This window comes from Herpetosiphonaceae bacterium, assembly GCA_036374795.1.
Taxonomy (GTDB): Bacteria; Chloroflexota; Chloroflexia; order Chloroflexales; family Kallotenuaceae; genus LB3-1.
Genome location: DASUTC010000018.1, coordinates 16,443 through 28,708, shown reverse-complemented (window position 1 = coordinate 28,708; position 12,266 = coordinate 16,443). Strand labels below are relative to the sequence as shown.

Annotated in this window: 10 protein-coding genes; 5 read left to right on the top strand and 5 right to left on the bottom strand. The window is 63.9% G+C overall.

The features are described 5' to 3' along the window. The first annotated feature begins 285 nt into the window (after positions 1–285). Positions 286–1,329, top strand: a complete 1,044-nt coding sequence (selD, locus tag VFZ66_00860; protein ID HEX6287703.1) for a selenide, water dikinase SelD — start codon at positions 286–288, stop codon at positions 1,327–1,329. Between the two features lie 61 nt (positions 1,330–1,390). Here the strand turns inward: selD and VFZ66_00855 are convergent, their stop codons facing one another. The 3 genes from VFZ66_00855 to VFZ66_00845 all read right to left on the bottom strand — a co-directional run bounded on the left by VFZ66_00855 (position 1,391) and on the right by VFZ66_00845 (position 5,017). Next, positions 1,391–1,966, bottom strand: a complete 576-nt coding sequence (locus VFZ66_00855; GenBank protein ID HEX6287702.1) for a hypothetical protein — start codon at positions 1,964–1,966, stop codon at positions 1,391–1,393. A 126-nt stretch (positions 1,967–2,092) separates the two neighbouring features. Next, complete coding sequence (locus VFZ66_00850) at positions 2,093–3,250, bottom strand: acyl-CoA dehydrogenase (protein ID HEX6287701.1); 1,158 nt, start codon at positions 3,248–3,250, stop codon at positions 2,093–2,095. Between the two features lie 156 nt (positions 3,251–3,406). Next, positions 3,407–5,017, bottom strand: coding sequence for a DUF87 domain-containing protein (locus VFZ66_00845; protein HEX6287700.1), 1,611 nt, complete (start codon positions 5,015–5,017; stop codon positions 3,407–3,409). Positions 5,018–5,221: 204 nt separating this feature from the next. Between VFZ66_00845 and VFZ66_00840 the strand changes: the two genes are divergently transcribed. The 3 genes from VFZ66_00840 to VFZ66_00830 all read left to right on the top strand — a co-directional run bounded on the left by VFZ66_00840 (position 5,222) and on the right by VFZ66_00830 (position 8,904). Then, positions 5,222–6,106, top strand: coding sequence for a site-specific tyrosine recombinase (locus VFZ66_00840; GenBank protein HEX6287699.1), 885 nt, complete (start codon positions 5,222–5,224; stop codon positions 6,104–6,106). A 316-nt stretch (positions 6,107–6,422) separates the two neighbouring features. Beyond that, positions 6,423–8,039, top strand: coding sequence for a glycine--tRNA ligase (locus VFZ66_00835; GenBank protein HEX6287698.1), 1,617 nt, complete (start codon positions 6,423–6,425; stop codon positions 8,037–8,039). 97 nt (positions 8,040–8,136) lie between these two features. Then, positions 8,137–8,904 (top strand): nuclease-related domain-containing protein, encoded by a 768-nt coding sequence (locus tag VFZ66_00830; GenBank protein HEX6287697.1) that lies wholly within the window; start codon positions 8,137–8,139, stop codon positions 8,902–8,904. A gap of 71 nt (positions 8,905–8,975) precedes the next feature. On the opposite strand, the gene VFZ66_00825 is transcribed toward VFZ66_00830, so the two are convergent. Beyond that, entirely contained in the window at positions 8,976–9,518 is a 543-nt protein-coding gene (locus tag VFZ66_00825) for a DinB family protein (protein HEX6287696.1), read from the bottom strand. 86 nt (positions 9,519–9,604) lie between these two features. Then, on the bottom strand, positions 9,605–10,564 hold the full coding sequence (locus VFZ66_00820) for a MoxR family ATPase (GenBank protein HEX6287695.1): 960 nt from the start codon (positions 10,562–10,564) through the stop codon (positions 9,605–9,607). 251 nt (positions 10,565–10,815) lie between these two features. Here VFZ66_00820 and rpoN point away from each other — a divergent pair, with 251 nt between their 5' ends. Further along, a complete protein-coding gene (rpoN, locus tag VFZ66_00815; GenBank protein ID HEX6287694.1) occupies positions 10,816–12,222 on the top strand; it encodes an RNA polymerase factor sigma-54 in 1,407 nt (468 codons plus the stop codon). Positions 12,223–12,266 lie beyond the last annotated feature (44 nt).

Below are 12,266 nucleotides of genomic sequence, written 5' to 3'. Positions count from 1 at the left end.
TTCGCTCCTGCTCCGGCGCTTTCTTGAGCGTCGGCTCCAGCGTCTCTTGCTCCCACCGCTCCTGCGCTGCCATAAACGCCTCGGGCTGGCCGTCACCGTCGAACATCGTTGTTCTCCTCATAAAAAATCAGCAGGCTTTTTGGGCCGTTGTATCATCTTAGGTGTATCACACGAATTATAGCATGCCGTCGAAGTCGGCTCCCGCACCGCCGCGCCCGCAGCGATCGTGCCCGCAAGCGTTGTGCTATCATAACCTTAGGCGCTACCAACCGACGAGGAGCAGATATGCACACACGCGAACAAATCCGGCTGACCGATCTGGCTTCGTGCGCCGGTTGAGCATCCAAGATGGGGCCGGGTGCCCTATCGAGCGTGCTGGCGGCGCTGCAACTGCCTGCCCATCCCGATCTGCTGATCGGCCTGGACATCAGCGACGACGCGGCGGTCTATCGGCTCAACGACACCACAACGATCGTCCAGACCGTCGATTTCTTCCCGCCGATCGTCGACGACGCCTACACTTACGGCGCGATCGCCGCCGCGAATGCGCTCAGCGATGTCTATGCGATGGGCGGTCGTCCGCTGATGGCGCTGGTCATCGCCGCGTTCCCCGACGATCTGCCGCACGATCTGATCCTGGCGATCTTGCAGGGCGGCGCGGATAAAGTCGCCGAGGCAGGCGCGGTGATCGCGGGCGGGCATACCGTAGTCGATCGCGAGCCGAAGTACGGCCTGTGCGTCACGGGGCTGATCGAGCCGGGCAAGGTGACGCCCAAGGCCGGAGCGCAGCCGGGCGATGTGCTGCTGCTGACCAAGCCGCTGGGCACGGGCGTGATCACCACGGCGCTCAAGCGCGGCGTGGGACAGCCAGAGCATCTGGATGCTGCCGTCGCCAGTATGCTGCGCCTGAACCGACTGGCCGCCGAGATCGCGCAGACGGTCACGGTCCACAGCGCCACCGACATTACCGGCTTCGGGCTGCTGGGCCACGCCGCCGAGATCGCGCGCAACAGCAACGTCGGTCTGCGCTTCAGCGCCGAGGCGCTGCCGCTGCTGCCGGGAGCGCTGGACTACGCCAGGCAGCAGATCGTGCCGGGCGGCCTTGGGCGTAACCGGCAATTCTTGGAGCAGGACGGCTACGTCTCATGCGGCGCGGCGGTCGATGCGGCCCGTCAACTGCTGATGTTCGATCCGCAGACCTCCGGTGGCCTGCTGCTCGCGCTGCCGCCCCCCGACGCCGCGCGCTTGGAGCAGCGCTACGCCGAGGCGGGGCAGCCGTGCTGGCCCATTGGCGAGGTCGTGGCAGGGCAAGGCATCGAGGTAGTGTAGGGCAATCACAAAGAGGCAGCGCTGCTGCCTCTTTCGTACATCCTGCCGAAGATGATCGAGTCTAGTCGGAGGTGGTGTGCTTGGGCGGCCAGCCCAGCACCAGCGGCCCCGCAATCGCGCCCATAATGATGCCCCAGATCGCGCCCTCGATATACTCGCTGGTCATCGTCGCCAGCATCATGCACAGCACCATGCCGATCACCGCGCCGATCGCCATGCGCCGGAGCAGCGTCGCGCCGGGCTGCGCATCATCCTCAATCGGCGCGCTGACCTTGGCAGCGACAGCGGGCCTGGCGGCGGGAGCAGCGGGCTTCGCCGCCGGAGCCGCCGACGCTGCGGGCCTCGCCGCAGGAGCAGCGGTCGTTGCCGGAGCGGTCGTCACCACAGCGGGTGCCGCGCCAGCCGCAGCCTGCTTGGCGGCATTCGCGGCGCGGATCGCCTCAAGCTTGGCCTTCTTCTCGTCGGACATATTCGCGCCAGCCGCAGCCGGAGCGACGCTGGTCTGAGCCGGAGCCGATGTTGTCGCAGCCGCTACGGGTGCTGCCGCCGATTCTGCGCCGCCCTCCGCCTCTTGCTTGGCGCGGTTGGCGGCGCGGATCGCTTCGAGCCGGGCCTTCTTGTCGTCTGCATCTGCCATATGACTACCTCGGTGAGATTCTTACAAAAGAACACATGCGCTCATGGTACGCACAGTATAGAGCCGATTCGATTTCGCGCAACAGGCCCTGACCCGATCGCGCGTTACTGCCTGGATCGTAGCCTGTTACAACTGCGCCGCGAGGCTGCCCAGCACGTGGCGGGCGATCACCATGCGCTGAATCTCGCTGGTACCCTCGCCGATCGTCAGCAGCCGCGTGTCGCGGTACAGCCGCTCGACCGGAAACTCCGCCGAGTAGCCGTAGCCGCCGAGCACCTGGATCGCGTCGCGGCAGATCTTCTCCGAGGCTTCGGTCGCGTACAGCTTGGCAATCGCCGCCTCCCTGGAGAAGGGCTTGCCCAGATCTTTGATCCAGGCCGCCTTGTACACCAGCAAGCGCGATGCCTCCAGTCCCACAGCCATATCGGCGATCATGTTCGACACCGACTGGTACGCGCCGATCGGACGCCCAAAAGACTCGCGCTCCTGGGCATAGCGCACCGCCGCCTCGTACGCCGCCTGCGCCAGCCCGATCGCCATCGCGCCGATCGTGATCCGACCGCCGTCGAGGATCTGGAGGAACTGCGAGTAGCCCCGCCCGCGCTCGCCGAGCAGGTTTTCCTTGGGCACGCGCACATCGTTGAGGAAGACCGCCGTGCTCATCGAGCCGTGCAGGCCCATCTTGTGCTCGTGCTTGCCGAAGCTCAGGCCATCCACGCCCCTGGGCACGATGAACGCCGAAATGCCCTTGCGGCCCTTGTCCTTCTCCGAAACCGCCGTGACGATGATGTGACCGGCGAGCGGCGCGTTGGTGATCCACATCTTCTCGCCGTTGATCACCCACTCGTCGCCCTCAAGCCGCGCCGTGGTGCGCGTCGCGCCCGCGTCGGAGCCAGCGTGCGGCTCCGTCAGGCCAAACGCGGCCAGATACTCGCCTTTGGCCGCCGGAACCAGAAACTTCTCTTTCTGCGCCTCGGTGCCGAAGAGCAGGATCGGCATCGAGCCAAGGCCAATATGCGCCAGATACGCCAGCGCCGTCGAGCCATCGCCCCGCGCGATCTCCTCGACCGCCAGCGCGACGCTGACGCCATCCGCGCCCGCGCCGCCGTACTCTTCGGGAAACGGCAGCCCCAGCAGGCCAAGCTCGGCCATCTGCTTGAATATATCGTGCGGAAACTCGCCCGTCCGATCGATCTCTGCCGATCGCGGCGCGATCTCTTTCTGGGCAAAATCACGAACCGTCTGGCGGATAAACTGTTGTTCTTCGGTCAGTTCAAAATTCACGGGTGCTCCTCCTCGTCGAGGATCTAGGGTTGGTGAGTCGAAGATCTAGCGTTTGTGATAAGTATAGCATACGCTGCGGCAGGGGCCGGGGAAGCAAGCAACCAAGCGATCAAAGGATCAAAGGAAACAGAAGGTTAGGCATGTGCTTTTTGTTCTTCAAAAAAGATCATCGACATCTTCCAGCACCTTGCTGTAGTCCTTCTTGATCGCCGCTTTGGGCGCGACCGCAGCGTAGAACGATTCGTCATAGGGCCGCGTGCGAATCACCACCGGCATCGGCACGGCGTGGCCCAGGATCATCGCCTGCTGGCGCGTATCCAGGCTGGCAAGCACCGAGCGCAGCCGCGCCGCGCCGCCGACGCCGGTAAAGACCGCGTCGATGTCGCGCTCGTCGTTGAGCAGCGCCGTGATCCGCGAGCCGAGCTGCGACATCACCTCGTTGTCGATCGCGCTGGGTCGCTGATCGACGACCAGCAGCGTGACGCTGTACTTGCGCAGCTCGCGGGCGATCGTGCCGAAGATCGTCTGTCGCGCCGCCTGGGGATTGAGGAACTTGTGCGCCTCCTCGACGGTGATCACCAGCGGGCGGGGCCGATCGCTCTCGCGCTTGGATTGAAGGTACTTCTCGGTCTGCTCGACCCACTTCTGGTGGATGCGCCGCGTGATGATGTTGGCGACCAGCATATAGGCCAGCGTCGAGTTGTGCTGCCCGAACTCCAGCACCACGTGATGACCGGCGATCAGCGCGTTGAGAATACCGTCGATCGACGAGACTGGCGCTTTCTCGCGCACAAAGCAGAGCCGCGCCACCTGCTCCAGCTTGCGCTTGAGCGCCGCCAGCGAGCCGCCGTGCGCGCCGCTGTTCTTGGCAAACTCCTCAAGCTGGGCCGAGTCCATAGCCCGCAGCCGCTCGAACCAGCTTTTGCCGAAATGATCGACCAGCAGATACGACGACTCGGCGGCGGTCGCCGTCAGGTTTAGCTCGTCTTGCAGCAGGATCACGTCTTCCACGTCGATCTGATCGAGGCCGATCACGACCTCGCTATCGATCGCGACGCCGCGCTGCCGCGACGACTTGGGATCGAGCGAGTAGACGAGCACCTGATGGCCGAAGAGCTGGCGCAGCCCTTTGACAAACACGCCATCCTCGGATTTCGAGTCCCAGCCGTACTCGGAGTGCATATCGAAGATCAGCGTGCTGGCCGCGCCGGTCTTGATCACGCCGCAGAGCAGCAGCCGCGTCAAAAACGATTTGCCGGTGCCCGACTTGCCGAAGACGCCGTTTGAGCGCTCCACCAGCCGTCCCAGGTCCAGGCAGACCGGAATATCCATATCGAGCGGCATGCCCATCTGAAACTTCGTGCCGCCCTCCGCGCCGAAGACCTGCGCGAAATCGCTCTCGTCGGCGGTGTAGACCGGCGCGAAGTGGCGCGGCACCGTGCGCACGGGACGCAGCCCTTCGAGCGCATCGACCATCAGCATCGGCGCGACGTTGAAGGTGCCGTAGGTGGTGGTGCCGCCGAGCACCTGCCGCAGAAAGTCGTCGTCGTCGGGCGGCGGATCGGCCAGCACGTCGCGGTTGGCGGCGTCCAGCTTGACATCGCTGATCATCGAGAAGAACTGATGCCGATCGCCCTGGATCACCACAAACTGCCCGACGCGCAGATCCTCGATCAGGCACGCGGGGTCGAGGCGCACCGTCAGGCCCTCCGTCAGCGAGCCCGCGACAACGGTTCCAAGTTTATCTCTGGCTGGTAGGCGCATCATAGTCGGATTCCTGCTAGCTGGGGCATGGCCCTCACCGCGCGGATGAGGGCTTGCAACATACGCACGCAAGCATACCATACTCCGGCTGCCGGGGTCTAAAGCAGGCTGGAGGTATGACAGGGGAACATACGTTTGACATAAGCCAGAGTTTGCGCTACCATCCCGGCTCAGGATTATTGAAACCGCACATGGAGCCGCCCGATTATGCGCGACCAGCTTGATCAGTTTCTGGCACATCTAGCTAGCGAACGCAAGCTTTCAGCCAATACAACCTCAGCGTACCGCACCGATCTGGAACAATTCAGCGAGTTTATCATCGAGCGCGGCCATGACTCATGGCAGAGCCTGGGCCGCGAGGACGTGATTGCCTTCCTGATCTTCTTGAAAGAACGGCGCTACGCCACGTCAACGCTTGCCCGACGTACCGCAGCCGTCAAATCGTTCTGCGATTTCCTGGTTCGCGAGAACGCTATCGCCGCCGATCCCACGGTCGACCTCGACTCGCCGCGTGTCGATCGCACGCCGCCACAGGCAATCTCGGTCGTTCAGGTGGACGAGCTGCTTGAACTGCCGCTACGCGCGTCCGGCCCTGAGGCGCTGCGCGACAAGGCGATGCTGGAGCTGCTCTACTCCACCGGCATGCGTGTCTCGGAGCTTGTCGCCCTCGATCTGAAGGATGTCAACCTTGAGGCCGAGTGCGTGCGATGCAGCGGGCGCAACAAGGAGCGCCAGCTGCCGATCAGCCCGTCGACCGTGACGGCGCTTGAAGAGTATCTCGATATTGCGCGTCCACAGCTTGCGCGGGGCAGCCGCCACGTCGATAGCGCGCTCTTCCTGAACCATCGCGGCAAGCGCCTGACCCGGCAGGGCTTCTGGCTGATCCTCAAGCGCTACGCCAAAGACCTGGGCATTCACGACCTGACGCCGCACACGCTGCGCCACTCCTTCGCGACGCATATGCTGGCAAATGGCGCGGACCTGCGCTCGGTGCAGCAGTTGCTCGGCCACGCCTCGATCTCGACCACCCAGATCTACCAGCAGGTGGGCCAGACGCCCACCAAGCGCCAGGCAGTTGGCGTCAAAGACTAGGCTGAATCGGCCCAAAACCCGCAAAAGCCCCTTGTCACCGCGCGGCGCGTATGCTATCCTTTGGCTTCGCGGCGATGAAGCAGAGGAGTACCCGCTCAGGCGCGCGCAGAGAACCGGCGGACGGTGCGAGCCGGTGGTGTGAGAGCGGGGAATGGCGCTGTGGAGCCAGGGCCTTGGACGAGAGGCGTGTGTGCGCTGATGCGCTGCATACGCAACTGGGGTGGAACCGCGGTAGCAGAAACTATCGTCCCCAGGCGGCAATTGCACTGCTGCCTGGGGATCGTTGATTCCTGGCAGCCGAATCAAGGAGGCCACTATGCCTGCTCGGACGATGGATCAGATTGTCTCGTTATGTAAACGTCGAGGCTTTATCTTCCCTGGCTCGGCGCTCTACGGCGGCTTGCAGGGCACCTACGACTACGGCCCGCTCGGTGTTGAGCTGAAGAACAATCTCAAGATGGCCTGGTGGCGCGCCAACGTGTGGGAGCGCGACGACATGGAGGGGCTGGACGCGGCGATCCTGATGAACAAGCTCGTCTGGCGCTACTCCGGCCACGAAGAAACCTTCGTCGATCCGATGGTCGATTGCCGCGAGTGCAAGATGCGCTGGCGGGCCGACCACATCCGGGGCACATGCCCGAACTGCGGATCGACCGATCTGACCGAGCCGCGTCCGTTCAACATGATGTTCAAAACGCAGGTCGGGCCGATCGCCGATGACGACTCGTTCGCCTACCTGCGGCCTGAAACCGCGCAGGGCATCTTCGTCAACTTCAAGAGCGTGCTCGACACGACCAATCGCAAGCTGCCCTTTGGCATCGCCCAGATGGGTAAGGCGTTCCGTAACGAGATCACGCCGCGCAACTTCATCTTCCGTGTGCGCGAGTTCGAGCAGATGGAGATCGAGTTCTTCGTCAAGCCGGGCGAGGACGAGGCGTGGCACGAGCGCTGGCTTCAGGATCGCCTGAGCTGGTGGGAGAGCGTGGGCGTCTCGCGCGAGAACCTGAGCGTCTACGACGTGCCGCGCGACGAGCTGGCGCACTACTCCAAGCGCACGTACGATCTGTTCTACAAGTTCCCGTCGATCGGCGCGGAGGAGCTGGAGGGCATCGCCAACCGCACCGACTTCGACCTTGGCTCGCACACCAAGGACCAGGAGAAGCTCAACCTCACGGCGCGCGTCAACGCCAACCCCGACAGCACCGAGCGGCTGACCTTCTTCGATCAGGAGTCGAAGCAGCATATCGTGCCGTTCGTGATCGAGCCGTCGGCAGGCGTGGACCGGGGCGTGCTCGCGGTGCTCTGCGACGCCTACGCCGAGGAGCAGGTCAAGCCGGTGCCCGCCGAGCGGCTTCAACCGATCGGCGAGGCGCTGCAAGCGTTTCTCAAGTCGGTGGGGCGCAACGAGAAGCTCAACCCGGCGCACAAAGCGGCGATCGTCGAGGCGGGCGAGCGCATCTGGGCCGATCTGGAGCGCAACCTTGCCAGCGTCGGCGCGCTGCTGGGCATGCCCGGCGCGGAGACGATCGAGGTGGCACGCAAGCTGCGCGGCCAGGCCGAGCCGGTGACGGACGAGTTCTACCGCACTGTGCTGCATCTGAAGCCCGCGCTCGCGCCGATCAAAGTCGCGGTGCTGCCGCTCAAGAAGAACAACGAGCAGATCGTTGCGACGGCCAAGCGCATTCGTGCCCTGTTGCAGCGCAGCGGCAACATGCGCACCGTCTACGACGATACCGCCGCGATCGGCAAGCTCTACCGCCGCCAGGACGAGATCGGCACGCCCTTCTGCATCACGGTCGACTTCGACACCCTGGGCGAGGGCAAAGACCCCGCGCTGACCGATACCGTGACCGTCCGTGACCGCGACAGCATGGCCCAGGAGCGCGTGCCGATCGCCGAGCTGCAAGATTACCTTGAGGAGCGGCTGCGCTGATCGCGTTCAGACAGACGCAAGACACGCAGCCCACCTCCGATGATCGCAGGGCACGGCATCGTGCCCTGCCTCGCCGCAAAACACCCCTCTCAGAATCATGAAAACACACACCATCACAAGCCATGTCGCCGATCAGCTCGCGGCCCTTGAGGCATCCAGCCTCAGGCGACGCCGCTTGCTCAAGCCGCTGCTGTGGCTGTTGGTCATCCTCACGATCGGCGCGGTGCTCTACTTTGGGCTGCGCGGCCAGTTCCAATCGGCGCTGCTGCTGGGCGGGGGCGGCCTGCTGGCGCTGCTCCTGCTGGGCGTGGCCGCGATTGCCGGGCCGAGCGAGCGAGATGTCGCGATCAAACGCTCCGGCGCGGCGGGCGAGTCCGTCTTGCCGCACCTGCTGCGCTCGCTCCCCGACAGCTACACGCTGCTCAACGGCGTGCCGGTGCCAGGCTCGCGCGCCGACATCGACCATGTGCTGGTGGGGCCGTCCGGCATCTGGGCGATCGAGGCCAAACATCATGTCGGCATGGTGCAGTGCGTCGGCGATGCCTGGGGCTATACCCGGATGGGTCGCGGCGGCGTGCCGCAGGAAGGCCATATCGGCAGCCCGTCGCAGCAGGCCCGACGCGCGGCAGACGCGCTTGAGCGCTATCTGCGTTCCGGCTCGCGCGGCAGGAGCGACCTCCACGTTGAGCCGCTGGTCGTCTTTACCCACCCGCAGGTTGATCTCAGCCTGGAAGCGCCGACGCTAACCGTGCTTCAGGCCGCCGACGTGACCGCCTTTATCACCCGGCAGCCGCGCCGCCTTTCGGCAGCCGCAAGCGCTCAGATCGTCGCCAAGCTGTGTCGGCTTCGACCGACCGAGCGCTGAATGCCTGGCGTACGCTTAGGGGGGCGTGGCTGGAACTCGCAGCTTGCAAAGAGCTGGATAGCCTTGGGTCGCTAGCGCACTTTGAGCAGGCCACGAATCCAGGCATCGTGCTCCAGGTAGTGCTCATAGGTATTACGCATGATCCAGCTAATCACGGCGTCGTCGTCAAGCAGCGCATCGGCAGGCGGATGGTGCGCGCCAGGCATGAGCAGATCGACATCCGATAGCACCGCGAGCGCGACGACCAGCGCTTGATGCGACTCTCGAAAATCCCTGAGCACCTCGTCCAGAGGCCGCTGCCTGTTGTGCTCGTAGGCGGCAGCATGCATCTCGGCATGATCCACGGTCGCCGTTGTCGTCTCGTCCGGCGCGCTCGCCTGCTGCCGATCGCAGTGCCGGAGCAGCGCAAGCAGCGATTGTTCCCAAAACGTGAGATGCGCAAGATGGTCTTTGATCGACCAGTCCTGCCCATCGCGCGGCATCGTCAGTTGGTCCTCGCTCAGCCCGGCGATCGTCTGCTCAAGCTGCGACCAGGCATCTTTGATCCGGCTCAGCAGCTCGGCCTTGCTCTCCGGCACGGCTCGCTCCTCATCCGGCCCAGCGTTTTGGCTCATACGTTCTCCACAAATATGCTCAGCCTACGAGCGAGTATAGCAAACGAGGTGCGCAGCGCCAAGCGCGAAAGCCTGCTCCAGGCAGCTTACTCGACCGGCACCGGCACGCGCTCGACGATCTGCCGCACCACGCTGGCGGCGGAGCGTCCGCGCAGCCGCGCTTCTGGATGCAAGATCAGACGGTGGCTGAGCGCCGGAACCGTCATCCGCTTCACATCGTCGGGGAGCACCCAGGCGCGGCCTTGCAGCGCGGCATACGCCTGGCTGGTACGATACAGCGCCAGCGAGCCGCGCGGACTCGCGCCCAGCTCCAGCTCGTCGGCCCCGCGCGTGGCACGCACGATCGCGATCATATACTGGCGCACCACATCGGCAACCTGCACCTGACCGACCGCCGCCTGTAGCGCGCGCAGCTCCTCGGCACCGGCGACGGCGCTCAGCTCGATCGGCGGATTGACCACGCCATGCCGCAGCACGATCGCGTCTTCTTCCTCGGCGCTGGGATAGCCCATGTCGAGCTTCAGCAAAAAGCGGTCGAGCTGTGCCTCCGGCAGCGGAAAGGTGCCCTCCAGCTCCACCGGATTTTGCGTCGCGACGACCAAAAACGGGCGGGGCAGCGCATGCGTCTCGCCGTCGATCGTCACCGTGTGCTCCTGCATCGCCTCCAGCAGCGCCGATTGCGTCCGTGGCGTCGCGCGGTTGATCTCGTCGGCGAGGATGATCTGGCCGAAGATCGGGCCGGGCCGAAACACAAAATCGGCCAGCTTTTGATTGAAATAGGACAATCCCGTGACATCGGTAGGCAGCAGATCGGGCGTGAACTGAATCCGGCGAAACTCACAGTTGAGCGACTGAGCCAGCGCCCGTGCGAGCGTGGTCTTGCCGGTGCCGGGCACGTCCTCCAGCAGCACATGGCCCTCGCACAGCAGCGCCACCAGCAGCAGCTCCACGATATCCACCTTGCCGACGATCACCTGGCCGATCCGGCGCTGAATCCGCCCGCAGACTTCCTGCACCGTCCGCACATCATCTGAAATATCCTGCACCTTGTGCTCCTTGATGCGTTCGCTACATCCGCAAGTCTAGCATAGTTTACGAGAGCAGCGCCCGGTCAAAACCATCGCAGCGCGGAGTGTTTGCGGGTATGCCCAGGCAGAGCGCCGCGCAGCCGCAAGAACTCGCGGCAGATTTGACCGATCCGGGGTACTATTATTGTAGGATGGCATATGCATTGCTGTTATAATAGCGTGTAGTAGCCCACTCACGGCATCTTTTCTGCTTATATAAAGAAGATCGTATGAGGAGTGAACAGCCAATGATGGATATGTCGATGGGTATGCAGATGGCACCGCAGATGCAAATGAAGGCGTCACCTGCGCTCATCGCATTGAACAACATGTTGATTCTTTCGACGCTGGAACTGCAACAGATGATCCAGCAGGAGTTGGAAGAAAACCCGGCGCTTGAGCTGACCGAATCGCAGGAAGATCTGTGCCAGCGCTGTGGTCGTCCGTTCACGGGCACCACCTGCATGTACTGCTTGCAAGAAGATCTGCGCACGATGGAGGCCGAGCGCGACCATTATACCGGCCCTAGCGAAGACGAAGAGTTCGATCCGCTGATGCTTGTGGCCGCGCCGCCATCGTTGGGCGAGACGTTACTCCGCGATCTGCGTGCCAGCCTGCCGCACGAAGATCATTTTATCGGCGAGTACCTGATCGGCAGCCTGGACGATCAAGGCTATCTGGAAGGCTCCCTGGAAGACATCGCCGCCACGCTATCGGTCGATGTCGATCGCGTGGAGCAGGTGCTGCTCAAGTTGCAGGAGGTCGGCCCGGTCGGCGTCGGCTCGCGCGACGTACCCGAATGTTTGCTGCTGCAACTGCGCCGCCTTCAGCAGGAGGGCGTCACGCATCCCTACGTCGAGCAGATCATCCGCGAGCACTGGATCGACCTGGGAGAGCATCGCTACGGCGCGATCGCGCAGGCGCTCGGCATCAGCTACGATCAGGTCGTCGAGGCGCGCGATTTTATCCGCAAGTACCTGCGGCCCTACCCGCTGGAGCGCGGCAACAGCGACGGCACGCTCAGCCCCACCCAGACGACGTATCTCACGCCCGATGTGATCATCCGCGAGGAAGAAGGCAAGCTGGTCGCGGAAGTGATCGAGAGCCAGCGCTACTTCCTGCGGCTCAATCCGCTGTACCAGGAGCTATCGCGGCAGGCGGCGCGCGGCAACGAGGCCGGTGTCACCTCGGAGGAAAAGGAGCACCTGACACAGTTCGTCGGACGCGCCCAGTTGTTTCTGACGAATCTCAGGCAGCGGCGCGAGACGATCCGGCGCATCGCCAACTACCTGATCGAGCGGCAGGAGCCATTCCTACGGCATGGCGTGCGCTATCTGGAGCCGCTCACCCGCGCGGAGGTCGCCAGCGCGATCGGCGTGCATGAGTCGACGGTCAGCCGCGCCACGGCCAACAAGCACGTGCAGTTGCCGTCGCACGAGGTAATCCCTTTCAGCCACTTCTTCACCGCCTCGCTGAGCGTGAAAGACGTGCTGCTGGAGCTGGTCAACAAGGAAGATCGCCCGCTCACCGATCAGGAGCTGGTCGAGATGCTGCGGCAGCGCGGCTTCGATGTGGCACGCCGGACCGTCGCCAAGTATCGCAATCAGCTCAAGATCTTACCCTCCACCTTACGCTAGCGCAGAATCGACGTACCTTTTCGGGAAAGCGTTCATCTGATTCT

Excerpts from the sequence above, each read along its gene's own strand:
- VFZ66_00855 (HEX6287702.1), bottom strand. The coding sequence starts at position 1,966 with ATGGCAGATGCAGACGACAAGAAGGCCCGGCTCGAAGCGATCCGCGCC.
- VFZ66_00835 (HEX6287698.1), top strand. The coding sequence starts at position 6,423 with ATGCCTGCTCGGACGATGGATCAGATTGTCTCGTTATGTAAACGTCGA.
- VFZ66_00845 (HEX6287700.1), bottom strand. The coding sequence starts at position 5,017 with ATGATGCGCCTACCAGCCAGAGATAAACTTGGAACCGTTGTCGCGGGC.
- VFZ66_00825 (HEX6287696.1), bottom strand. The coding sequence starts at position 9,518 with ATGAGCCAAAACGCTGGGCCGGATGAGGAGCGAGCCGTGCCGGAGAGC.
- VFZ66_00840 (HEX6287699.1), top strand. The coding sequence starts at position 5,222 with ATGCGCGACCAGCTTGATCAGTTTCTGGCACATCTAGCTAGCGAACGC.
- VFZ66_00830 (HEX6287697.1), top strand. The coding sequence starts at position 8,137 with ATGAAAACACACACCATCACAAGCCATGTCGCCGATCAGCTCGCGGCC.
- rpoN (HEX6287694.1), top strand. The coding sequence starts at position 10,816 with ATGAGGAGTGAACAGCCAATGATGGATATGTCGATGGGTATGCAGATG.